Source organism: uncultured Flavobacterium sp. (assembly GCF_963925185.1).
Lineage (GTDB): Bacteria > Bacteroidota > Bacteroidia > Flavobacteriales > Flavobacteriaceae > Flavobacterium.
This window is the reverse complement of sequence record NZ_CAWURC010000008.1, coordinates 103,953-127,389: the sequence shown is the minus strand read 5'-3', so window position 1 is coordinate 127,389 and position 23,437 is coordinate 103,953. Positions and strand designations below refer to the sequence as shown.

Annotated in this window: 20 protein-coding genes, 1 tRNA gene and 1 pseudogene; 13 read left to right on the top strand and 9 right to left on the bottom strand. The window is 35.2% G+C overall.

What is annotated here, in order from left to right; all coding sequences use genetic code 11:
• The first annotated feature begins 10 nt into the window (after positions 1–10).
• Positions 11–748 carry a phosphatase PAP2 family protein gene (locus AABM59_RS02570; protein WP_338407411.1) on the top strand — a complete coding sequence of 246 codons (738 nt, stop codon included), beginning with the start codon at positions 11–13 and terminating at the stop codon, positions 746–748.
• 123 nt (positions 749–871) lie between these two features.
• Here AABM59_RS02570 and AABM59_RS02565 read toward each other — a convergent pair whose 3' ends face one another.
• The 4 genes and pseudogenes from AABM59_RS02565 to AABM59_RS02550 form a co-directional block, all read right to left on the bottom strand.
• A complete protein-coding gene (locus AABM59_RS02565; protein WP_338407410.1) occupies positions 872–2,050 on the bottom strand; it encodes an acyl-CoA dehydrogenase family protein in 1,179 nt (392 codons plus the stop codon).
• Between the two features lie 184 nt (positions 2,051–2,234).
• The gene (locus tag AABM59_RS02560; protein WP_338407409.1) at positions 2,235–2,948 is read right to left on the bottom strand and encodes a methyltransferase; all 714 of its coding nucleotides are present in this window, start codon (positions 2,946–2,948) and stop codon (positions 2,235–2,237) included.
• A 44-nt stretch (positions 2,949–2,992) separates the two neighbouring features.
• Positions 2,993–3,517, bottom strand: a complete 525-nt coding sequence (gene rimM, locus AABM59_RS02555) for a ribosome maturation factor RimM (protein ID WP_338407408.1) — start codon at positions 3,515–3,517, stop codon at positions 2,993–2,995.
• Between the two features lie 143 nt (positions 3,518–3,660).
• A pseudogene (locus tag AABM59_RS02550) lies at positions 3,661–4,266 on the bottom strand (30S ribosomal protein S16); the annotation flags it as partial.
• A 198-nt stretch (positions 4,267–4,464) separates the two neighbouring features.
• Here AABM59_RS02550 and AABM59_RS02545 point away from each other — a divergent pair.
• From AABM59_RS02545 to AABM59_RS02535, 3 genes are all read left to right on the top strand, one after another.
• The gene (locus AABM59_RS02545; protein WP_338407407.1) at positions 4,465–4,659 is read left to right on the top strand and encodes a DUF6252 family protein; all 195 of its coding nucleotides are present in this window, start codon (positions 4,465–4,467) and stop codon (positions 4,657–4,659) included.
• Complete coding sequence (locus tag AABM59_RS02540) at positions 4,656–4,934, top strand: DUF6252 family protein (protein ID WP_338407486.1); 279 nt, start codon at positions 4,656–4,658, stop codon at positions 4,932–4,934. The genes AABM59_RS02545 and AABM59_RS02540 overlap by 4 nt, the downstream gene beginning before the upstream one ends.
• A gap of 159 nt (positions 4,935–5,093) precedes the next feature.
• Positions 5,094–5,456, top strand: a complete 363-nt coding sequence (locus tag AABM59_RS02535; RefSeq protein ID WP_338407406.1) for an RNA-binding protein — start codon at positions 5,094–5,096, stop codon at positions 5,454–5,456.
• Positions 5,457–5,529: 73 nt separating this feature from the next.
• On the opposite strand, the gene leuB is transcribed toward AABM59_RS02535, so the two are convergent.
• From leuB to leuC, 5 genes are all read right to left on the bottom strand, one after another.
• The gene (gene leuB / locus AABM59_RS02530) at positions 5,530–6,591 is read right to left on the bottom strand and encodes a 3-isopropylmalate dehydrogenase (protein WP_338407405.1); all 1,062 of its coding nucleotides are present in this window, start codon (positions 6,589–6,591) and stop codon (positions 5,530–5,532) included.
• A 42-nt stretch (positions 6,592–6,633) separates the two neighbouring features.
• Positions 6,634–8,157, bottom strand: coding sequence for an alpha-isopropylmalate synthase regulatory domain-containing protein (locus AABM59_RS02525; protein ID WP_338407404.1), 1,524 nt, complete (start codon positions 8,155–8,157; stop codon positions 6,634–6,636).
• 51 nt (positions 8,158–8,208) lie between these two features.
• Positions 8,209–8,718 (bottom strand): GNAT family N-acetyltransferase, encoded by a 510-nt coding sequence (locus AABM59_RS02520; RefSeq protein WP_338407403.1) that lies wholly within the window; start codon positions 8,716–8,718, stop codon positions 8,209–8,211.
• A 99-nt stretch (positions 8,719–8,817) separates the two neighbouring features.
• The gene (gene leuD / locus AABM59_RS02515) at positions 8,818–9,414 is read right to left on the bottom strand and encodes a 3-isopropylmalate dehydratase small subunit (protein WP_338407402.1); all 597 of its coding nucleotides are present in this window, start codon (positions 9,412–9,414) and stop codon (positions 8,818–8,820) included.
• A 111-nt stretch (positions 9,415–9,525) separates the two neighbouring features.
• Positions 9,526–10,920, bottom strand: coding sequence for a 3-isopropylmalate dehydratase large subunit (gene leuC, locus AABM59_RS02510; RefSeq protein ID WP_338407401.1), 1,395 nt, complete (start codon positions 10,918–10,920; stop codon positions 9,526–9,528).
• A 604-nt stretch (positions 10,921–11,524) separates the two neighbouring features.
• Between leuC and dnaE the strand changes: the two genes are divergently transcribed.
• The 9 genes from dnaE (at position 11,525) to AABM59_RS02465 (ending at position 23,411) form a co-directional block, all read left to right on the top strand.
• On the top strand, positions 11,525–16,063 hold the full coding sequence (gene dnaE, locus AABM59_RS02505) for a DNA polymerase III subunit alpha (protein ID WP_338407400.1): 4,539 nt from the start codon (positions 11,525–11,527) through the stop codon (positions 16,061–16,063).
• 58 nt (positions 16,064–16,121) lie between these two features.
• A complete protein-coding gene (gene trxA / locus AABM59_RS02500; RefSeq protein ID WP_338407399.1) occupies positions 16,122–16,490 on the top strand; it encodes a thioredoxin in 369 nt (122 codons plus the stop codon).
• A 139-nt stretch (positions 16,491–16,629) separates the two neighbouring features.
• Positions 16,630–17,556 carry a DUF58 domain-containing protein gene (locus AABM59_RS02495; RefSeq protein WP_338407485.1) on the top strand — a complete coding sequence of 309 codons (927 nt, stop codon included), beginning with the start codon at positions 16,630–16,632 and terminating at the stop codon, positions 17,554–17,556.
• An 86-nt stretch (positions 17,557–17,642) separates the two neighbouring features.
• Positions 17,643–17,716, top strand: a tRNA-Asp gene (locus AABM59_RS02490).
• A gap of 464 nt (positions 17,717–18,180) precedes the next feature.
• Positions 18,181–18,672, top strand: coding sequence for a nuclear transport factor 2 family protein (locus AABM59_RS02485; protein ID WP_338407398.1), 492 nt, complete (start codon positions 18,181–18,183; stop codon positions 18,670–18,672).
• A 1,735-nt stretch (positions 18,673–20,407) separates the two neighbouring features.
• Positions 20,408–21,085 (top strand): tRNA (guanosine(46)-N7)-methyltransferase TrmB, encoded by a 678-nt coding sequence (gene trmB / locus AABM59_RS02480; protein WP_338407397.1) that lies wholly within the window; start codon positions 20,408–20,410, stop codon positions 21,083–21,085.
• A gap of 54 nt (positions 21,086–21,139) precedes the next feature.
• Entirely contained in the window at positions 21,140–21,775 is a 636-nt protein-coding gene (locus AABM59_RS02475; protein WP_338407396.1) for a LysE family transporter, read from the top strand.
• A 2-nt stretch (positions 21,776–21,777) separates the two neighbouring features.
• Positions 21,778–22,110, top strand: coding sequence for an MGMT family protein (locus tag AABM59_RS02470; RefSeq protein ID WP_338407395.1), 333 nt, complete (start codon positions 21,778–21,780; stop codon positions 22,108–22,110).
• A 173-nt stretch (positions 22,111–22,283) separates the two neighbouring features.
• Positions 22,284–23,411 carry an Mrp/NBP35 family ATP-binding protein gene (locus tag AABM59_RS02465; protein WP_338407394.1) on the top strand — a complete coding sequence of 376 codons (1,128 nt, stop codon included), beginning with the start codon at positions 22,284–22,286 and terminating at the stop codon, positions 23,409–23,411.
• The last annotated feature ends 26 nt before the right edge of the window (positions 23,412–23,437 follow it).

Genomic DNA, 23,437 nt, shown 5'->3' with positions numbered 1-23,437 from the left:
CTAAGACGGTATGAAAATTAAACTTTTAACGATTCTAATTTCTTCAATCGTTTTCTTGGGGAATGCACAAACTAACGACACGATTTCTTCAATAAAAAAGCAAAACAAAATCTCATACAAACAATTCATTGTTCCAGTCGCATTAATAACTGCAGGAACCTTGCTATTAAACACCAATATTAATACTGATTTACAAATAAATGCACGAAAATCGTTTGGCGAAAATTTTCATACTTCGGCTGATAATTACATCCCATTTGTTCCGGTTGCCCAAATTTATTTAGGAAAATCATTGGGATTCAAACCGAAAAACGATTTTTATCATCAAACCATCAATATTGCAATTGCCAATGTAATTATGGTAACCGTAATTTACTCTTTAAAGAATACTTTCGGTGCCGAAAGACCAGATCATTCAGATAATTTAAGTTTCCCTTCTGGCCATACTGCGACAGCTTTTACAAACGCTGCGCTTCTTTATTATGAGTATAAAGATTCGGATTTATGGTATGCAAGTAGCGGGTTTTTGTTTGCAACGGCAACAGGAATTCTCCGAATTGCAAATAACAAACATTACACTTCCGATGTTCTTGCCGGCGCCGGAATAGGATTAGCGTCGGGATTAATTATTTCCTATTGGAATCCTTTTAAGTCAGTAACTTTTGGAAAAAACAAAAAAACAACGGCTTTTGTTTATCCACAAATTGGAAATCAAATTGGAATGGGAGCAATTGTCATACTCAATTAGCACCACTAGTTTTATAAATTGGTCCAAAAAAAATTGACTTAAACCTATTAATAAATTGTATGATTTCATAAAAAATGAGTTGCCCTTTTGCAGGACTACTATAATACATAGCAATTTAAATTTTTATTTAAATGCCGGAATTCCTGTTATATCCATTCCAGTTATCAATAAATGAATGTCGTGAGTTCCTTCGTAGGTAATCACCGATTCTAAATTCATCATATGTCTCATAATCGAATATTCGCCAGTAATCCCCATTCCACCTAGTATTTGCCTAGCTTCACGTGCGATATGAATGGCCATATCTACATTATTTCTTTTTGCCATTGAGATTTGTGCTGTCGTGGCTTTTCCTTCGTTTTTCAAAACTCCCAATCGCCAAGTCAACAATTGTGCTTTTGTAATTTCGGTTATCATTTCGGCCAATTTTTTTTGTTGCAATTGAGTTCCAGCAATGGGTTTGTCAAATTGGATTCTTTCTTTGGCATAACGCAAAGCGGTGTCATAACAATCCATTGCAGCTCCAATGGCTCCCCAAGCAATTCCAAATCGTGCTGAATCTAAACAGCCGAGCGGCGCTCCAAGTCCTGATTTATTAGGCAATAAATTCTCTTTAGGCACTTTGACATTATCAAAAATTAATTCTCCCGTTGCCGATGTGCGAAGGGACCATTTATTATGCGTTTCAGGAGTTGAAAAGCCCTCCATACCGCGTTCTACAATTAATCCATGGATTCTTCCTTCTTCGTTTTTTGCCCAAACGATAGCAATATCTGCAAATGGCGCATTCGAAATCCACATTTTAGCACCATTCAAAAGATAATGGTCACCCATATCCTTGAAATTAGTAATCATACTTCCAGGATCTGATCCGTAATTGGGTTCGGTCAAGCCAAAGCAACCCATGAATTCTCCAGAAGCCAGTTTGGGTAAATATTTCATTCTTTGTTCCTCGTTTCCGTATTTCCAAATAGGATACATCACCAAGGAGGATTGAACCGAAGCTGTTGAACGAACACCCGAATCACCTCTTTCGATTTCCTGCATAATCAAGCCATAAGAAATATGATCCAAACCAGCACCGCCATATTCTTGGGGAATATAAGGGCCAAAAGCACCTATATCAGCCAAACCTTTGATGATTTGTTTTGGGAATTCTGCCCTTTGTGCATAGTCTTCTATGATTGGAGAAACTTCCCGTTTTACCCATTCACGAGCTGCATCACGAACTAATTTGTGCTCGTCTGTCAATAATTCATCAAGGTTGTAATAATCTGGAGATTGAAATAAGTCTGGTTTCATATTTTATTCATTGTGATTGCTTCAGTGTTTCTTCTCGCAAAGACAGCAACGCTATGAAGCGAAGCAAGCTATTAATAATTGTCTTGCAAATCTACATAAAGAAATATAACAAAACAACGTTAAAATGTTATATTTTTAAAATATAAAAAGAAGCTAACGAATACAAATATTGGATTAAAAAAAATTACATCTTTAAATAAAAAAACTTAGTCAATTCGATATATTCTGACGTATAAATATGTCTGGCAGTTTCGATAACCAATTCATCAACAGGAAAATCCTGATTATCATTTCGGCTAAAAGCCAATAAACTTCGCTTGGTTTCGGTAGTTGGAGTTCCTTTTACACGAGTAATTTTGATAGGGAATAATTCATGTTCTTTGGCAAGAGCCAAGAATTTTTCTTCTTCTTTGAAAGGTATAATAACGGAGAAAATTCCATTTTCCGAAAGTAACAAAGCGGCGGCTTCAATCAAATTCTCGAAAGGCATGGCATCTTGAAAACGAGCTAAATCTCTTTGTTCGTCATTTGATTTGTAATCTTCGTTATAAAAAGGAGGATTGGACACGATTAAATCATACTCGTCTTCGGGTTCTTCGACAAATTCATCCAAAGCGGCGTGAAAACAAAATAATCGTTCGTTCCATGGGGAATTTTCAAAATTATCTGTGGCTTGTTCGAATGCATTTTCGTCGATTTCGAAAGCGTCAATTTGGTTTGCAGAACTTCTTTGCGCCAGCATTAATGCGATGATTCCGGTCCCTGTTCCAATGTCAAGAATGCTGTTTGGATTGTTCTCGATAGGCGTCCAAGCACCTAGTAAAACACTATCAGTTCCAATTTTCATGGCGCAACGGTCTTGATCAAGAGTGAATTTTTTGAATTGGAATTTAGACATAATAATTTTAGATTTCAGAATATTTGATTATCCGAATAAATTTTCTAAAGATACATTTCAATCAAGCCTTCTGGCAAATCCATAATAACTTTTTTGTTTTCCCTGTCAATTTTTACGAGGAAATGATCAATCATTGGAATCAGTATTTCTACATCGCCATTCAAAACTTCGAATAACGGTTGAGCGGAAGAATCATTTATAGATTGTATTTTACCAACAACACCAAGACGTTTGTCTTCAACTTCAAAACCTATTACTTCATGAAAGTAGAATTTATTGCCAGTAAGTTTTGGCAACATATTTAAAGGAAGGTATAAATCGTTACCTAAGATGGCATCCGCTTCTTCTTCTGTATTCATATCTTCAAAACGAATGCGGAGAAAATCGTTTTTGTGAAGGGAACTGCTTTCAATAAAAAATGGAACCAAGTGTTTGTTGCATTCAACATACACTGATTCCAAATTTTCGTATAACTGTGGTTCGTCCGTGTCTAAATAAGCAAGAACTTCCCCTTTGAAACTAAATTTTTTTGCGATTTTACCTAAATAGAAACAATCTTCTTTACGCATCGTCGCTTGAAAAATTATACTTCTTTTGTTTCGTTGTTTTCTTCAGCAGCAGGAGTTTCTTCCGCCGTAGCTTCAGTTTCAACTTCTGGAGTAGCTTCTAATTCAGCAACTACTTCTACTTCAGGAGCAGCTTCTGTTTCTACCTCTGTAGTTTCAGCTTCAACTTCGGCAACAGGAGCTTCTTCAGCAACAGGAGTTTCTTCTTCTGTAACTTCTTTAGCGGCAGCTTCTACTTCTACTTCGGCAACAACTTCTTCTACTTCAGGAGCAGGAGCATTTGCAGCAATTAAATCAGCTTCAGCTTGAGCAGCAGCAGCTAAACGTTTAGCGTTTACAGCTTGTTCTGCTTTGAAAGCTTTGGCTTTGGCATCAGCTTGCGCTTTTGTTAAACCTTCTTTTTTAGAATCTACCGTTCCAGATTTTGCTTCTAACCAAGTAGCTAATTTTGCATCCGCTTGTTCTTGAGTCAAAGCTCCTTTACGGATACCTCCATCAAGATGATGTTTCAATAAAGCGCCTTTGTAAGAAAGAATTGCTTTGGCAGTTTCTGTTGGTTGAGCACCATTGTGCAACCATTTTACCGCGCTATCAAGATTTAAATCGATAGTTGCAGGATTCGTGTTTGGATTGTAAGTACCAATTTTTTCTAGGTATTTACCATCTCTTTTTGAGCGAGCATCAGCTGCTACAACCCAGTAAAAAGGTTTTCCTTTTTTACCGTGTCTTTGTAATCTAATTTTTACTGACATAATCTTATGATTAAATTTTGAGGTACTCGACCTCGATTAATTAAGGGTGCAAAGATACATTTTTTATCGATAAATACTAATACGATTTGTATTTTAATGAATAGCACTGTATCATGTCTGTTTTTGATGTGAATTTTAAGTTCTGTTTCCCTTTTTTAATCAAAAAAATTACTTCTGTGAAGATCAATAATACAAATTATGAAAAACCAGTTTTTATATATAATCGTATTATTTGCTTTTGTTTCTTGTCAAGAGGACGTTGAATTTAACAACCCTTCTTTTCAGGACCAAAAAGACAATGTGTTTTGGAGAGCCATTAATATTAAAGCTACACTTGCCGCAAATGCTTCTTTAAGTATTGAAGGGTATACCAGAAAAGAAAAGCTGACCTGAAAACTACTTCTAAAAATCCTGGATCTTATATTTTAGAAATCAACAATTTTAATACTGCAACTTATGTTTTAGAAGATGGTAGTCCTATAATCACTTTTAAGACTAGAACCGATAAAGAGGATGAGGAGATAGTTATAGGAAATATGATGAGGCAAACAAAAACTGATACAGGGACATTTAAATTTAATGCAGTAAATGTCGCTAATAATCCATTATCTGGACCTCTTTTGAATTTTCAATATGGATATTTTTATAAAGTTCCAGTGGCTAATTAGTTTTATAAATAGGGGAAAATCTATATAAAACGCTAGTAATCGCTACTATTATATTTTAAATTTGATTTTTTCGCGAAAATAAAACCATAAATTAGCTAATACATAGTAGATTATAAAAAATAAGACTACATTTGTCGCAATTATTTTAAATAAGTACATATGAATATTTTTGTTGGAAGCCTTCCATTCAGTATTGAGGAAGCAGATTTAAGAGAGTCTTTCGAGGCATACGGAGCAGTTGACTCTGTAAAAATTATTACTGATAAATTTACTGGAAGAAGTAAAGGATTTGGTTTTGTTGAAATGTCAAATGATGACGAAGCTCAAAAAGCAATTGATGAGTTAAACGGAGCGACTGTTCAAGGTCGTGCTATCGTAGTAAATAAGTCTGAGCCAAAACCAGAAGGCGAAAGAAGAAGTTTTAACAGCAACAGCCGTGGTGGAGATTCACGCGGAGGTTATGGTGGTGGAAACAGCCGTGGTGGAGACAACCGTGGCGGTGGAAACAGAGGAGGATATTAATATTTTTCTTTTAAACATAAAAAAAGGTGTCAATTTTCATTGACATCTTTTTTTATGTTTAAATAATCTAGGATTACAAATTGGCAACCAACCAATCTCCAACTTCGCTAGTTTTATAAGATTTGGCTCCTTTCGTTGCCAAATCTTCTGTGACAATTCCTAACTCTAGTGATTTGTTGACAACTGCTCTTATTGCTTCTGCTTCTTCTTTTAATCCAAAAGCATCTTCGAACATCATTGCTGCCGACAATACTGTTGCTAATGGATTGGCAATATTTAAACCCGTTGCTTGTGGATAAGAGCCATGAATTGGTTCATATAATGAAGTATGTTCTCCAACAGAGGCTGATGGCATTAATCCCATAGATCCTGAAATTACTGACGCTTCATCTGTTAAGATATCTCCGAATAAGTTTTCAGTAATCAATACATCATACGAATTTGGCCATTGTACTAATCGCATGGCAACTGCATCAACGAATTCATAACTTACAGTTACTTCTGGATAGTCTTTTTCCATTGCTTGTACCGTTTCTCTCCACAAACGAGAAGTTTCTAATACATTAGCTTTGTCAACACAACATAATTTTTTTGTACGTGTCATCGCTAATTCAAAACCTTTTTTTGCTAAACGTTGTACTTCTGCTCTGGTGTAAGTACAGGTGTCGAAAGCGGTTTCTCCGCCGTCTTTTCTTCCTTTTTCTCCAAAATAAATTCCGCCAGTAAGTTCTCTTAAGAAAATTAAATCGGTTCCCTCTATGCGTTCTCTTTTCAAAGGCGAATTGTCGATCAAAGAGGGGAAAGTAAATGTTGGACGTACATTGGCAAACAAACCTAATTTTTTACGCATCAATAACAAGCCTTGTTCTGGTCTTACAGTTGCTTTGGGATCATTATCATATTTTGGGTGTCCGATGGCTCCAAACAAAACCGCATCGGCTGCCATACAGATTTCGTGAGTTTCGTCAGGATAAGGAACTCCAACGGCGTCAATAGCACAAGCACCTGTTAATGCTGGTGTCCAAGTGATTTCGTGGTTAAATTTTCTTGCAATGGCATCAGAAACTTTTACGGCTTGACTGATTACTTCGGGACCTATTCCGTCTCCTGCTAAAAGGGCTATATTAAATTTCATTCTTAATTATATTGAGTTATTGATTGTTTTTGTTTTTTATGATTAGGAGCTAACGACATTCAGCATTTTTTGAGTTGCCTTGATTGCCGCAACGGTTTGATCTGAATCTAACCCTCTTGTTTTAAATTCTTTTTTACCATTTGTCCAAGTGATTATGGTTTCGCAAAGCGCATCTGAACTACTTCCTGGTGGAATACGAACGGCATAATCAATAAGTTTAGGCAACGTCATTTTTTTGCTCTTATATATTTTTGTCAAGGCATTCATAAAAGCATCAAATTGCCCATCGCCTTGAGCGCTCTCTTCAATCATTTCTCCGTCTATTTTTAAACAAAGCGTTGTCGATGGACGAATTCCTTTGGAGTGAACCAAGACATACGATTCAATGACAATTTTATCTTCATACGTATGACTGTCCAAAACATCAGAAATGATGTATGGCAAATCTTCTTTGGTAACGGTTTCTTTTTTGTCTCCTAGTTCGATGATTCTTTGGGTAACCAATTTTAAGTCTTCTTGATTTAGTTTCAATCCTAATTCTTGAAGATTTTTTTCTATATTGGCTTTGCCAGAAGTTTTTCCCAAGGCATATTTTCGTTTTCTGCCAAAGCGCTCTGGCAATAAATCATTAAAATATAAATTATTTTTATTGTCCCCATCTGCATGAATACCAGCCGTTTGCGTAAACACATTGTCGCCTACAATAGGCTTATTTGCAGGAATTCTATACCCTGTAAAAGTCTCGACTAATTTACTCACGGAGTACAATGAAGATTCTTTTATGTTGATTTTTACTTCCGGCATAAAATCATTTATTACCGCAACAACACTTTCTATTGGCGCATTTCCTGCGCGTTCTCCCATCCCGTTTACAGTAACATGCAATCCTTTGATGCCCGCTTTAATAGCTTCCATTACATTTGCAACACTTAAATCGTAATCGTTATGTGCGTGAAAATCAAAATGAATATTTGGATATTTGGTTGTGATTTTAGAAACAAATTCGAACGCATCCGAAGGAATAAGCACCCCTAAAGTGTCTGGCAAAAGTATTCTTTTGACAGGTTGAGTCGTCAAAAAGTCCAAAAATTGAAACACATATTCTGGAGAATTTCTCATTCCATTACTCCAATCCTCCAAATAAACATTGGTTTCAATATCGTTCTTTTTAGCTAAAGCTATCATTTCAGAAATTTCGAAAAAATGTTGTTCTGGAGTTTTTTTCAACTGGTGTGTCAAATGATTCATCGATCCTTTGGTCAATAAATTCTGGACTTTCGCCCCTGCTTTTTTCATCCATTCAATAGAGATTCCACCATCTACAAATGCCAAAACTTCAATTCGTTCACTATATCCTTTTGTTGTGGCCCAAGCCATGATGTCTTTTACTGCCTGAAATTCTCCTTCGCTCACACGAGCCGAGGCAATTTCTATTCTATCAATATTTAATTCTTCCAGCAACAATTGTGCAATGGTTAATTTTTCTGCAGCAGAAAATGACACGCCCGATGTTTGTTCCCCATCGCGAAGCGTCGTATCCATTATTTCAATTTTCCTTTTTCTCATATTGATTGTATAAATTCTCTTTGTATTATAATATTTCCTCCCGAAAGGCCATTACTTTTTTATCTCAATTTGAAATAAACTCAACGTGATTCCTTCGTAATGTTTTGGTAATCCTTTGTATTCAGGAGTTATAACACCTAAAAAATCAAACCCACATTTTTGATAATATTCAATTAACGATACGTTGTCGCCCCAAGTGTCCATTCTCAAAAAATCTAAATTTTTTTCTTTTGCAAAAGGAATTCCCCATTCGATAATTCTTTCAACAAAATGCTGCCCTCTAAATTTTGGATGTGTCACAATCCGGTGAAAATAAACTGCTTTATCCGTATTTTTTTCTTTCCAAATGCTTTCGTCATCAAATGTAATAGCAAAAACGCAGGCAACTTCATCATCAATTAGCATTTTCCATTGTCGGTTTTCTGAAATTTCTTCCTTAACCAAATCCCTTTCAAAACCTTTCCATTGCTTGTTAAATTTTGTTTTTTGATATTCAATAGCTAAATCATAAAATTTAAAAATTTCATCAATATCTTCTATTCTACTTGGTTTGAAATTCATTTATGGATTTATTTTAGCTTTTTTGTGGTTAAAAAAATTTTAAACCTCAAAGGTTTTGCAAAACCTTTGAGGTTTGGTTTCATTAAAACCTTGAATTTTTTAATAAGGCAATTTGTCAGCAAATGTTATCACTTCTGATTTAATGTTTTGTAAATAATCAATGTCGTCAAAACCATGAATCATATTGTCTTTTTTGTAACCAGAAATATCAAATGATTCTTTTTCTCCGGATGATTTAAGCGTAATTGTTTGTGCTGAAAGGTTGATTTCCAATTCTGTTTTTGGATCTGCTTCAATTGCTTTAAATATAGTTTCCGCAAATTCAGGACTCACCTGAACCGGCAAAACACCAATATTCAAGCAATTCCCTTTGAAAATATCTGCAAAGAAACTAGAAACAACAGCACGAAATCCGTAATCGTAAACTGCCCAAGCTGCGTGTTCTCTTGAAGAACCAGAACCAAAGTTCTTGCCACCAACAAGGATTTGTCCGCTATAAGTTGGATTATTCAAAACGAAATCTGCTTTTGGAGAATCGTCTCCGTTGTATCTCCAATCTCTAAAAAGATTGTCCCCAAAAGCCTCTCGTTTTGTCGCTTTCAAGAAACGAGCTGGGATAATTTGATCTGTATCTACGTTTTCTATTGGTAACGGCACTGCGCTACTCGTAAGGATATTGAATTTATCGTATGCCATTTGATTTTTGATTTTTGATTTTTGATTTTTGATTTTTGATTTTCCGTTGAGGAAAAATAAATCATATTCTTTAAAATCATTTATTTTTAATTTTTTTTGAGAAACAGTATTCTAAAATAAATCTCTAGGATCTGTTAATTTTCCTGTAACTGCTGCTGCTGCTGCCATAATTGGACTAGCCAATAAAGTTCTAGAACCTGGGCCTTGACGACCTTCAAAGTTTCTGTTGGAAGTGCTAACTGCATATTTCCCAGCAGGAACTTTATCATCATTCATAGCTAAACAAGCCGAACAACCTGGCTGACGTAATACAAAACCAGCTTCGGTAAGGATGTCTAAAAGACCTTCTTCTTTAATCTGAGCTTCTACAACGTGAGAACCTGGGACTAACCAAGCAGTAACATTATCCGCTTTTTTTCTTCCTTTTACAATTTCCGTAAAAGCTCTAAAATCTTCAATTCTACCATTGGTACAACTTCCCAAGAAAACAAAATCAATTGATTTACCAATCATTACGTCGTTTTCTTCAAAGCCCATATAGGCTAAAGATTTTTTATACGTTTCGGCGCCACCTTTAACTTGGTTAGCGTTCGGGATATTCTTTGAGATACCAATTCCCATTCCAGGATTTGTACCATAAGTAATCATTGGTTCGATATCAGCCGCATTGATGTTTAGTTCTGCATCAAAAATAGCATCCGCATCGGTTTTTAAAGTTTTCCAATAGCCAACAGCTTTTGTCCAAGCTTCTCCTTTTGGAGCGTATAATCTTCCTTCCAAGAAATCGAATGTTTTTTGGTCAGGAGCAATCATACCACCACGAGCACCCATTTCGATACTCAAGTTGCAAACAGTCATGCGACCTTCCATAGACATGTCTTCGAAAACATTTCCAGCGTATTCAGCAAAATATCCTGTACCTCCAGAAGTGGTTAACTGCGAGATTATATAAAGTGCTACATCTTTTGGACCCACCCCTTTACTCAAAGTTCCGTTTACGTTGATACGCATTTTCTTTGGTTTGGGTTGCATGATACATTGTGTAGACAACACCATTTCCACCTCAGAAGTTCCAATTCCAAAGGCAATAGCGCCAAAAGCACCGTGCGTAGAGGTATGCGAATCTCCACAAACTATAGTTGCTCCTGGCAAAGTAATTCCGTTTTCAGGACCTACCACGTGAACAATTCCGTTTTTTTTATGACCTAATCCCCAGTGAATAATGCCGTATTGTGCAGCATTGTCTTCCAAAGCTTTTAACTGATTGGCAGATAATGCATCTTCAACAGGCAAATGTTGATTTATTGTTGGTGTGTTGTGATCTGCAGTTGCAAAAGTGCGTTCTGGATACAAAACCGTGATTCCTCTTTCTTTTAAACCTAAAAAAGCAACAGGACTGGTAACTTCGTGAATGAAATGGCGGTCTATAAAAAACACGTCTGGTCCATCTTTAATTTTACGCACCACGTGCGAATCCCATACTTTGTCGAATAATGTAGTACTCATTTTTAACTATTTTTTTTAAGTGTATTTCATTTTTAACAATTATGACTGTTATACATAATTGTAACAATTAAGAGCAAATTTAAAAAAAGAAATAAAATTGTCAATTTTATTATTTACTTATATACGATGCCCAAAATGATTTTATAGTGCTCAAGGGTTTGTGATTGTTTATTAATGATTTAATGTTGGTTTTTTATTTTGTACTTGTTTTCTTTTTTTGATGATTAAATATTTGTTGAAAGCATTTTTAAAAATTATTGATTTGATATTTTATAGAGCTTTAAGTCCATTTATTCCGAATATTACTCAGCCAGAATCATTTATTTTTTAAAAATCAATAGCAATTAGCTCTTTTAAAATTTATTGAAGTAAAATTTATTAGATTGAAAATATTATAAACAAAGCGTTTTTAGAGTTAAATTTTTCTTCTTATTTTTTGATAAAATACTACGACATCCAAAAAAATGGATTTACAATTTTATTTCGTCTTCAGAGTTCGTTTTTTGTTAATAACTAAAATTGAAATTCAACCTCATAAAATGTATTTTTGTTTTTATCAAATTTGCCAACTTTTGCCTTATGGCCAAAATCTAACGCCTAGAAAATGTACTTAATATTCGATACCGAAACCACTGGATTACCAAAGCGTTGGGGAGCACCTATTTCTGACACGGACAACTGGCCAAGATGTATTCAAATCGCTTGGCAGCTCCACGATGATATGGGAAAACTCATCGAACATCAGGATTATTTGGTCAAGCCTGATGGGTTCAATATTCCGTATGATGCCGAAAGAATTCACGGTATTTCGACCGAATTGGCCGAAGCCGAAGGAATTCCTTTAGCCGAAGTTTTAGAAAAATTTAATATTGCCTTATCAAAAACCAAATTTATTGTGGGTCAAAATTTAGGTTTTGATGTCAATATTATGGGTTGTGAATTTTATAGATTGGGAATCGAAAGTCCAATGAATTCGATGCCAATTCTCGATACTTGTACCGAAGTTACGGCTTCTTTATTGAAATTACCTGGAGGTCGTGGAGGTAAATTTAAACTGCCAACGTTAACCGAATTACATTCTTACCTTTTCAATAAATCTTTTGGCGAAGCACACAACGCCACTGCCGATGTGGAGGCAACCACACGTTGCTTTTTTGAATTAATTCGTACCGAAGTTTTTATGAAGACGGAGCTCGAAGTGAAACAGGAATATTTTGAGGATTTCCAATTAAAAAATCCGAAAATTATTCAGCTCATTGGCTTACAACATATCAATTTAAAAGAAGCATCTGATAAAATTCGCCAGCAATTGGGTAGTCAACAAACCGCCACAATATCGAAACAGGAACTTTCAGATAACACCCAAAGTTTAATCGGAACTGATTTTGTGCATTTGCATAATCACACCCAATTTTCGGTTTTGCAATCCACCATTAGCGTTGCAGCATTAGTCAAAGCGGCTTCACAACAAAAAATGCCTGCTGTGGCGATGACAGATCACGCTAATTTAATGGGAGCTTTTCATTTTGTTCGTGATATTTTATTCCATAATAAAGCGGCTGAAGCCAAAAATAAGGAAGTGATTGCAAAGGGCGAAGAACCAACCGAAGTTTCGATGAAACCCATCGTTGGTTGTGAATTTTTCGTTTGCGAAGATCACAAAAATAAGTCGGTAAAAGACAATGGCTATCAAATTGTGCTTTTGGCGAAGACTAAAAAAGGTTACCATAATTTAGCTAAAATGTCTTCGATTGGTTATACCGAAGGTTTTTATTATGTGCCAAGAATTGATCGAAAAATAATTCAAAAATACAAAGAAGACATTATTGTTTTATCGGGAAATCTCTATGGAGAAATTCCAAATAAAATCTTGAATTTAGGTGAAAACCAAGCCGAAGAAGCTTTGCTTTGGTGGAAACAAGAATTTGGTGAAGATTTCTATATCGAGTTAATGCGTCACAATCAAGAAGACGAAAACCGCGTAAACGAAGGCTTAATTTCATTGGCAAGAAAAAACGATGTCAAAATAATTGCCACTAATAATACTTTTTACATCAATAAAGATAACGCTAATGCGCATGATATTTTATTGTGTGTAAAAGAAGGCGAAAAGCAATCCACGCCAATAGGTCGTGGTAGAGGCTATCGATATGGCTTGCCCAATCAGGAATACTATTTCAAGACGGGCGAGGAAATGAAGGAAATCTTCAACGATTTGCCAGAAGCAATTTCGAATATTTCCGAAATTGTGGACAAGATTGAAATTTACAATTTGTCCCGCGAAGTTTTACTTCCGAAATTTGAAATTCCAGCTCAGTTTAATGTACCGCAAGATGTAATAGACGGAGGAGTACGAGGTGAAAATGCGTATTTGAGACATCTTACTTTTGAAGGGGCGAATAGAAGGTATAAAGAAATCACACCCGAAATTCAGGAAAGATTAGATTTTGAATTACTTACCATAGAAAATTCGGGATATCCTGGATATTTCTTAATTGTTCAGGATTTCATTGCCGAAGCACGAAATATGGGTGTTTCAGTAGGACCTGGTCGGGGTTCTGCGGCTGGTTCTGTAGTGGCTTATTGTTTAAAAATAACCAATATCGACCCGCTTTTATACAATCTCCTTTTCGAAAGATTTTTAAATCCCGATCGTGTGTCACTTCCCGATATTGATATCGATTTTGATGACGAAGGCCGAAGCAGCGTAATGGATTATGTGATTCGAAAATACGGTTCGAAACAAGTGGCACAGATTATTACCTATGGCAAAATGGCGACGAAATCAGCGATTCGAGATACGGCTCGCGTACTGGATTTGCCTTTATTCGAAGCAGATAAAATAGCAAAGTTGATCCCGGGAATGATGCCCTCAAAATGGAATTTAGCTCGTTTTTTAAACGAAAAAGAAGACCTAATAAAGAAGGCTGTTCGTCCAGAAGAATTCGATAAAATCAAGGAATTAATTGGTCTTGCCAATGAAGATGATTTGGCTGGAGAAACCATTCAGCAAGCCAAAGTATTAGAAGGAAACCTTAGAAATACTGGGATTCACGCTTGCGGTGTGATTATTACGCCTAGCGATATTACTGATTTTGTTCCTGTGGCAACCGCCAAAGATTCGGATTTGTATGTGACGCAATTCGACAACTCGGTCGTAGAAAGTGCTGGTTTATTAAAGATGGACTTCTTGGGTTTGAAAACCCTGACTTTAATAAAAGACACTGTCAAATTAGTAAAATACAGAAACAATATAGACCTCAATCCCGATGAATTTCCAATTGATGATTTAAAAACATACGAACTTTTTCAGCGTGGAGAAACAGTGGGGATTTTTCAATATGAATCCGCAGGAATGCAGAAATATCTGAAGGAATTAAAGCCAACAGTTTTTCCTGATTTGATTGCGATGAATGCCTTATATCGACCAGGACCTATTGCCTATATCCCAAGTTTTGTCAAACGAAAAAATGGAGAGGAAAAAATTATTTATGACCTTGAAGCCTGTGAAGAATTGCTGAAAGACACCTACGGAATTACCGTTTACCAAGAACAAGTAATGCTATTGTCGCAAAAACTAGCCAATTTTTCAAAAGGGGATGCGGATGTTTTGCGTAAAGCAATGGGAAAAAAACTGATAGATGTTTTGGCAAAAATGAAACCCAAATTCATTAGTCAAGCAATGGAAAATGGTCATCCACAGGACAAACTAGAGAAAATCTGGAAAGACTGGGAGGCCTTTGCGGAATACGCGTTCAACAAATCTCACTCTACTTGCTATGCTTGGATTGCGTATCAAACGGCTTACTTAAAAGCGAATTTTCCGGCTGAATATATGGCAGCGGTTTTGTCGAATAACATGAGTGACATCAAGCAAGTTTCGTTTTTTATGGAAGAATGTAAACGCATGGGATTGCAGGTTTTGGGACCCGATGTGAACGAATCTTTTTATAAATTTACCGTAAATGATGATTATGCGGTTCGTTTTGGAATGGGAGCCGTGAAGGGTGTTGGTTCTGGAGCCGTGGCAACAATTGTCGAAAGCAGAAAGGACGGAAAATACAAATCAATTTTTGATTTAACCAAGCGCATTGATTTGCGTGCCGCCAATAAAAAAGCATTAGAAAATATGGCTTTGTCTGGTGGATTTGATTCGTTTTTGGGAACCACAAGAGCGCAATATTTTCATGATGATGGAGATGGAATTACCTTTTATGAAAAAGCCATTCGGTATGGAGCGAAGTTTCAGGAAAACGAAAATTCGTCGCAGGTCAGTTTATTTGGCGAAAGCAGCGATGTTCAAATAGCAGAACCTGTTGTCCCGCCTTGCGAGGATTGGAGTACGATGGAAAAATTGGCAAAAGAGAAAGAAGTTGTCGGAATTTATATTTCAGGACATCCTTTGGACGATTATAAATTCGAGATGAATTATTTCTGTAATTCGAAATTGGAATCATTGAAAAACTTGGAATTGCACGTGAATAAAAACCTAACTTTTGGTGGAATCATAAATAATGTGCAACACCGTGTGGCAAAGAATGGCAAAGGATGGGGAATATTTTCACTTGAAGGTTATGACGAAAGTTATGAGTTCAGAATTTTTGGTGAAGAATATTTAAAATTTCGCCATTTCTTGATTCAAAACAATTTTACTTTTATCAAAGTAATGGTAAAAGAAGGTTGGACTGACAAGGATACCGGCAAAAAAGGAGAGCCAAGATTACAGTTTATGGTGATCCAATACTTGCAGGATGTTTTACCAAGTTTTGCTAAAAAGTTAATTATTCATATGAATATAAAAGACTTACAGACTAATTTAATTCATGAATTGAGTTCGGTTCTTCAAGCTAATAAAGGAGAAAATCAAGTTACATTTGAAGTTATGGAATTAGAAACTATTAAAAAACAAATTGAGATAATGCCAACAGAAATCGATGTAGACGAAATTATTTTAGATGAAAATGGAGACACTTTCGATCCTGAAATTTCGGAAGAAAACCCTGAAACAATCCTCACTACGGAAATCGAAGAAACAAAAATTATCACGAGATTGTCAATGGCAAGCAGGAAATTAAAAATTAAAATTTCGAATGAGTTATTGGTCGAATTAGAGAAGATGCAGATAAATTTTAAATTGAATTGATAAGTTATAACAATTGAAAAATAGCTAAAAGTGATAAAAGTTACACTTCTTAACCCAAATGTTTCTTTATCTTTGCATTACAAAAACAAATAAATTTAAACAAAAAAATATGGCATTAGTAATAACAGACGCTACTTTTGAGGAGGTAGTTTTGAAATCAGACAAACCAGTAATGGTAGATTTTTGGGCTGCTTGGTGCGGTCCGTGCAGAATGGTTGGACCAATTATTGACCAACTTGGCGAAGAATACGAAGGAAAAGTGGTGGTAGGAAAAGTAGATGTTGACGCAAACCAAGAATTTGCTGCAAAATACGGAGTACGAAATATTCCAACCGTTTTGGTTTTTCACAACGGAGAAGTAGTGGGAAAACAAGTTGGAGTTGCTCCTAAACAAACTTATGCGGATAGTTTAGACGCATTGTTGTAGTTAAAATCATTGTAAGTTCGGTTGATTATCGGAACGAGGCAATCTCACGATATTAAGAAAGGTTTGGCGAAAGTCAAGCCTTTTCTTAATTATAATCCATTAATTTTTTAATCATTCCATCTTGTATTATATTTGAATGATGAAGATCGAATCGCAAATAGAAAAAATTTCCAGTTTCCAGCATCTTGAATTGCTGGCTAATCAAATCGTGGAAGGTTTTATTTCGGGAATGCACAAAAGCCCTTTTCATGGTTTTTCTGCTGAATTTGCCGAGCATAAAGTCTATAATGTTGGCGAAAGTACGAAACACATCGATTGGAAATTGTTTGCCAAAACCGATCGGTTGTTCACTAAGCGATTCGAAGAAGATACTAATTTACGTTGCCACATTATTATTGATAATTCGTCTTCGATGCATTATCCAAAACTCGAAGACAAAGAAAAGTTTTTCCAAAATAAGATTGGATTTGCGGTATTGGCTTCAGCTGTTTTGATGAATCTTTTAAAAAAACAGCGCGATGCCATTGGTTTAAGCGTGTTTTCGGACTCATATGAATATTATACCCCCGAAAAAGGAAGTGATCGCCACCATCGAATGATTTTGAATACTCTAGAAAATCTATTGGAGAAACCAAAAGTCCAAAAAAGTACGGACACAATTACCTTTCTGCATCAAATTGCCGAAAAAATTCATCGCCGATCGATGATTATTCTGTTTACAGATATGTTTCAATCAGGCAATGAGGAAAAATTATTTACGGCTTTGCAACATTTAAAACACAACAAGCACAAAGTAGTTTTGTTTCATGTTATCGATAACAAAACCGAAGTGAATTTCGACTTTGACAATGCCCCAAGGAAGTTTATAGACCTAGAAACTGGAGATGAAATAAATATTTTTGCCAATAATGTGAAGGCCGAATATGAAAAAGGAGTGAATACCTACTTCAAAAAGTTAGCATTAACTTGTGCACAAAACAAGATTAAGTATGTTCCTGTTGGGGTTGGCGATAATTTTGAAAAAGTATTGACCACATATTTAGTTGAAAAACAAAACTTTGGGTAAAACATATAAAATTTATGAAATGTTTTTGGCAGAAACACTTGTAGAAACAAAATTCTATAGTATATTTGCAACCGCAATAAAGCAGAGGTTTGGTAGTTCAGTTGGTTAGAATACATGCCTGTCACGCATGGGGTCGCGGGTTCGAGTCCCGTCCAGACCGCTAAATTGGGGAGAAGCGATTCAGAGATGAATCGCTTTTTTGCCCTTTTAAAGCATTTAAGAAAGTTGTGTTGTTTCGTCACGCCCTTGTAAAGCGTGACACGGTTTAGTAGTTAGACCAATGAAAAGCTTTCCACTTTTGTGGATAGCTTTTTTGATTTTAGTGCTGTTTCTCATCTCCTTTTTTAGCTATTTTTTTTTATTCTCTTCGGTGATATTTGCAAAAAAGGACATCGTTAGATATCCTAAATCAAAAGAAAAAAGCGTCAAAATATTGAAGTTAATTAGAGACTAAAAAAAGTTTAGTTCATACTCTGTTTTTAGAGAATTGATTTGTTCAAAAATCTGGAAGATTGCGCTGCTAGAACCCATCTGAAATTAGAATCAGACAAAACAAACAATCAACAAAAGGGATGTTTTATAAAATCAAAAGATTTTTATACTTTTAAACAAAAAAACCTCATAATGAAAAAACTCCTATTTTTAATCCTATTTTTTTCAGGATTTGTACAAGCCCAAAAAAACGAAACGATGCTTGTAAACGACCTGTTAAACGCTTGGCATAAAGCCGCCTCCGAAGCTAATTATCATACTTATTTTAATTTAATGGCCGAAGAAGCTGTTTTTATTGGGACTGATGCCAATGAAAACTGGAATAAAAAAGACTTTCAAGCATACGCAAAACCTTATTTTGACAAAGGAAAAGCTTGGAATTTCACCCCATTGGAACGCAATGTTTATTTTGACAAAACCTTTAAAATTGCTTGGTTTGATGAATTATTGAACACCCAAATGAAAATTTGTAGAGGTTCCGGGGTACTCGTGAAAATTAATGGACAATGGAAAATTCAACACTACGTTTTGTCGATGACAATCCCAAATGAAAACTCAACCGAAATTATCAAAATCAAGACCCCTATCGAAGAGGGTATTATAAACAAAATTCAGATGAGATAAAGAGGCGGAATCTTCGGGTTTTTTCAAATAAGCCAATTTATTTGAAATCATAAGAAAGCGGCATCTCTTACGAATGCATCTGAGTGAAAATTATTTTTTTAGAATTGTTTTTCTAAGTTGACAAACAGCCTTTGTAGATCCAAATTTTATTTTTTAGGATGTAAATTGGCTCCTTTTCAACTTTCACAACATCATTAATGTAGTCAATAAGCTATTCAGGGACGTTATTTAAAATCAAAATCACTACAGGTTTTGATTGTCAAAAAAGTGACTCAAATTCAATTATTTCTCTTGGTTTTATCAACAAAACAGAATAAACCACTACCCTTGAAAAGGAGTTTAAAATTTATTTTAGGAACAATTAAACGGTCAGTTCTATTAATTATCAAACAACAAGGAAGCTAATTGCTCGTCTCTTTGATACACGCCTTGGTGGAAATGGATATCCTTGTTGCTGTCTGACCAAGCGGTGAAATAACCAATATAAATAGGGTTTTATTTTTGAGGGTGTGCCAAGTTTCTACTCTGCTATTCATGGCGGCATCAATTTTTTCGGATGTCCAATTTTCGTCGTCCCTCAAAATAAGGTTGGCTAATTCTTTAGATTTTCGATTCGAATACAACCGTCGCTAAAGGCTCTTTTTTTCTCATCGAACAAATTTTCAGAAGGCGTGTCGTGCAAGTAAATAGAATTCGAATTGGGAAATAAAATTTAGCTAAACCAAGGGAGTTATAAGGTCCGTGTCTTTGTCTAAGATTATTTCCATTCCATTTGTTGATGTCTAGCAAGATAATAACTGTTTTTAGCAATAGCCGGTAGAATCTATTTTCTAATAATGCTCTTGGGAACATTCATTTGGGCAATATGCTTTGGTGTAATGGAAGAATCGGGATTAAAATTAAACCTTTTTTTAAATTTTAAAATTCCTAATTCCGGTTCAGTGTCATATCGATTACTTTTGGAATCATTAGAAACATCTCCGGCAACATATAACCATTGTCTAATTTAGACAATCGTTCTTGAAGTGTCTCCGGGTTTTAATGATTTTAACTTTTGATTAAAATCTATGGTTTTCCATCCGCCTTTTATTTAATTTTCTATATTCTTGAAGAACCACTTTGAGACGTTAATATTGACTTAACCCTTCTTTTTCATCTTTATTAATTAGAGAAGGAATGACATTAAAAGTGAATCTAAATAATTAACATATGATAGTTTTTTTTCGGGACAAATACCAACCCATTCCCTTAGATTTTTTGGTGTCAAGCCCTTTGTAAACTTTGTCGGCATAAAAAAATAGAGTGATGATATTAAGAGTTCTGGTTCCAGATTTGGTGTTTCGGACTCAGTGGGAAGCTGATAAAGTCAACTAATTTTTGTTTATAAGAACCCAAAATCCCTCCCTCTTGCAAATTGTTGATTTTATCACACAACAAATTCCCCACTTCATTAATGCCATTATCATTAAACCATATTTGTAAACAAAAATCCAAAAATAATGATTAAGGTTGTTACAATTAATTTTTTCATAATTTTTTGATTTCCTAATGAATCACAATATAAAAATACGCAAAAAAGAGATGCTTAGCTATCATATTGCAGCAACCTTTCCCAATTAAGAGCGGAATCGTTGTTCTCCATAAAAAGTTCTAAATTACAGAAATTTAAATTTTCAGAAACGATATCAATTGGTCTTAGATATTTCCTTAATTTTGCCGAAATATTTAAAAAAGCGTGGGAAGTAAAAACAAATTAAAAAGGTTCAGGGAAAACGAAACATTCAATAATGTTTTTCAACCAACAAGGGAAGAAGTAGTAGGCGATTTGTTTCCACTTAAAGGAAAATGGAATACTGATTTTTTTAAAAATGACAATCCATTAGTACTCGAATTGGGTTGTGGGAAAGGCGAATACTCTGTTGGCTTAGCCGAAAAATATCCGAACAAAAATTTCATTGGAATTGACATCAAAGGTGCCCGTTTTTGGCGTGGTGCAAAAACTGCCGTTGATACCGGTTTGAATAATGTAGCTTTCATTCGCACCCAAATTGAATTAGTCGATCATATTTTTGCTGGGAATGAAGTCGACGAGATTTGGATTACTTTTCCAGACCCACAAATCAAATACAAACGTACCAAGCACAGAATGACCAACTCTGAATTTTTGCAATTGTATAAAAAAATTCTTAAGAAAAATGGCGTCGTAAACCTGAAAACTGACAGTGAATTTATGCACGGTTACACGCTAGGATTGCTTCATGGCGAAGGACACGAGGTGTTGTATGCCAATCACAATGTATACGTAAACGAAGGAAGTCCAGAGGAAGTTACTGCTTTTCAGACCTTTTACGAAAAACAATATTTGGAGATTAACAAATCAATTACGTATATTAGATTTAAAATTAAAGAATAATGTTTTTTTTAATCTGATAAGTTGTTAGTTTTTTAAACGCTTGACTCACTATAAATGAATTTTATAACGCCGCTTTTTTTAGGTTTCATTACAGCATTTATAGGCATTACTCCTCCGGGATTAATCAACATGACTGCCGCTAAAGTGAATCTTAAAGAAGGCAAACGACATGCTTTGTGGTTTATTATTGGCGCAGTAGTCGTTATTATTTTTCAAGTTTTTCTTGCCGTATTATTTGCAAAAATCATAAATCGTCGCCCAGATTTAGTCACTTTGTTGCGCGAAGTAGGACTTGGAATTTTTGCAACCCTAACGATTTATTTTTTATGGTTGGCAAAAAAACCAAAAGACAAAACCAAAAAATTTAAAAAAAATAGTAAAACCAATCGATTTTTTCTAGGAATATTACTTTCGGGGCTCAATTTCTTTCCTATTCCTTATTATGTTTTTGTTAGCATAACCCTAGCTTCCTTTAAATTATTTTCTTTTGACATGACTTCTATTTTTGTTTTTATAATTGGAGTTGTTATTGGTTCTTATTCCGCCTTTTATTGTTATATCATTTTCTTCAGCCGGATCGAAAACAAAACGGATTTTGCTTTAAAAAATATGAATACCATAATTGGAATTATTACGGGATTAATTTCAATAATCACGTTGTTGAATATTATAAAATATTATTGGCAATAATAATGACCAATCTAACTGACAATTTTTTCAACAAGGTCTACAACATTGTTCGACAAATCCCATACGGAAAAGTGACTTCTTATGGAGCTATTGCTAAAGCATTAGGAACCGCTCGATCTTCTAGAATGGTAGGTTGGGCAATGAATGCAGCCCACAACATTGATGATATTCCGGCGCATCGAGTCGTTAATAGAAAAGGTCTACTCACAGGAAAACACCATTTCGACGGAACTAATTTGATGCAACAATTACTCGAAAACGAAGGGATTAAAGTGGTAGACAATCAAATTATAGATTTTGAAAAGCATTTTTGGGAGCCTATGATTCAGTTTTGATTTTGTGAAAAGTTTTTATTAACAACACGCGTTTCAAGCAATAAATCATCTCCAAAACCTTTATAATAAGAACTTTTCACAGTATCTTTGCTGTCGATAATTCTTAACTTAATTAGTATAAATAAACACAATAGTTCAATTGATAATCATCAACTGAAAACCATAAATAGAATATGAAATTAGACAGAAAAGAAATTCTTAAAGCATTGGAAACCATAACCATTGCTGGCGAAGGAAAAAACATGGTAGAAAGCGGAGCAATTGCAAACGTATTGACTTTTGGTGAAGAAGTTGTAGTTGATTTAGTACTTCATGTACCTGCTATGCACATCAGAAAACGTGCGGAAGATGATATTAAAAAAACCATTCTCGAGTTAGTTTCACCTGACGCCAAAATAAAAATTAATGTTAAAGTTGAAGCTCCTCAAAGTACAGAAATTAAAGGAAAATCTATTCCTGGAATTAAAAATATTATTGCCGTTGCTTCTGGAAAAGGGGGGGTCGGAAAATCTACGGTTACAGCAAATTTATCAGTAACACTAGCTAAAATGGGGTTTTCGGTTGGAATTCTTGATGCCGATATTTATGGCCCATCAATGCCTATTATGTTTGATGTTGAAAGTGCAAAGCCGCTTTCTGTAGAAATTGATGGCAAATCAAAAATGAAACCTATCGAAAACTATGACGTTAAAATCCTTTCAATAGGCTTTTTTACTTCTCCAAGCCAAGCCATTATATGGAGAGGTCCTATGGCTTCAAAAGCATTAAACCAAATGATTTTTGATGCTGATTGGGGGGAATTAGATTTTTTACTTATTGATCTACCTCCGGGAACTGGAGATATTCACCTTTCGATAGTTCAGGCTTTGCCCATTACTGGCGTAGTCGTTGTAAGCACTCCACAAGCCGTTGCTCTTGCAGATGCCAAAAAAGGGGTGTCTATGTTTATGTCAGAGGCTATAAATGTCCCTGTTCTTGGAATCATTGAAAACATGGCTTATTTTACTCCTGAAGAATTACCTGAATATAAATATTATATTTTTGGAAAAGAAGGCGCTAAAAATCTTGCCGAAGATTTAGCTGTTCCGTTTTTGGGGGAAGTGCCAATAGTACAATCTATTCGTGAAGCGGGTGATTTTGGCCGACCTGCAGCGCTGCAAACCGGATCGATAATAGAAGCTGTTTTCGAAGAAATCACAAGAAATGTAGTTCAGGAAGTGGTAAGCAGAAACGAAAATTTACCCGCTACCGAAGCTGTTAAAATAACTACAATGGCGGGTTGTTCAGCAGTAAAAAAATAATTATTCAATTCGAAAATTTAGAAAAA

Excerpts from the sequence above, each read along its gene's own strand:
- leuD (WP_338407402.1), bottom strand. The coding sequence starts at position 9,414 with ATGGCATACGATAAATTCAATATCCTTACGAGTAGCGCAGTGCCGTTA.
- AABM59_RS02470 (WP_338407395.1), top strand. The coding sequence starts at position 21,778 with ATGACCAATCTAACTGACAATTTTTTCAACAAGGTCTACAACATTGTT.
- dnaE (WP_338407400.1), top strand. The coding sequence starts at position 11,525 with ATGTACTTAATATTCGATACCGAAACCACTGGATTACCAAAGCGTTGG.
- trxA (WP_338407399.1), top strand. The coding sequence starts at position 16,122 with ATGTTTCTTTATCTTTGCATTACAAAAACAAATAAATTTAAACAAAAA.
- AABM59_RS02560 (WP_338407409.1), bottom strand. The coding sequence starts at position 2,948 with ATGTCTAAATTCCAATTCAAAAAATTCACTCTTGATCAAGACCGTTGC.
- AABM59_RS02525 (WP_338407404.1), bottom strand. The coding sequence starts at position 8,157 with ATGAGAAAAAGGAAAATTGAAATAATGGATACGACGCTTCGCGATGGG.
- leuB (WP_338407405.1), bottom strand. The coding sequence starts at position 6,591 with ATGAAATTTAATATAGCCCTTTTAGCAGGAGACGGAATAGGTCCCGAA.
- AABM59_RS02520 (WP_338407403.1), bottom strand. The coding sequence starts at position 8,718 with ATGAATTTCAAACCAAGTAGAATAGAAGATATTGATGAAATTTTTAAA.
- leuC (WP_338407401.1), bottom strand. The coding sequence starts at position 10,920 with ATGAGTACTACATTATTCGACAAAGTATGGGATTCGCACGTGGTGCGT.
- AABM59_RS02475 (WP_338407396.1), top strand. The coding sequence starts at position 21,140 with ATGAATTTTATAACGCCGCTTTTTTTAGGTTTCATTACAGCATTTATA.
- AABM59_RS02495 (WP_338407485.1), top strand. The coding sequence starts at position 16,630 with ATGAAGATCGAATCGCAAATAGAAAAAATTTCCAGTTTCCAGCATCTT.
- AABM59_RS02485 (WP_338407398.1), top strand. The coding sequence starts at position 18,181 with ATGAAAAAACTCCTATTTTTAATCCTATTTTTTTCAGGATTTGTACAA.
- rimM (WP_338407408.1), bottom strand. The coding sequence starts at position 3,517 with ATGCGTAAAGAAGATTGTTTCTATTTAGGTAAAATCGCAAAAAAATTT.
- AABM59_RS02535 (WP_338407406.1), top strand. The coding sequence starts at position 5,094 with ATGAATATTTTTGTTGGAAGCCTTCCATTCAGTATTGAGGAAGCAGAT.
- AABM59_RS02570 (WP_338407411.1), top strand. The coding sequence starts at position 11 with ATGAAAATTAAACTTTTAACGATTCTAATTTCTTCAATCGTTTTCTTG.
- AABM59_RS02545 (WP_338407407.1), top strand. The coding sequence starts at position 4,465 with ATGAAAAACCAGTTTTTATATATAATCGTATTATTTGCTTTTGTTTCT.
- AABM59_RS02565 (WP_338407410.1), bottom strand. The coding sequence starts at position 2,050 with ATGAAACCAGACTTATTTCAATCTCCAGATTATTACAACCTTGATGAA.
- AABM59_RS02465 (WP_338407394.1), top strand. The coding sequence starts at position 22,284 with ATGAAATTAGACAGAAAAGAAATTCTTAAAGCATTGGAAACCATAACC.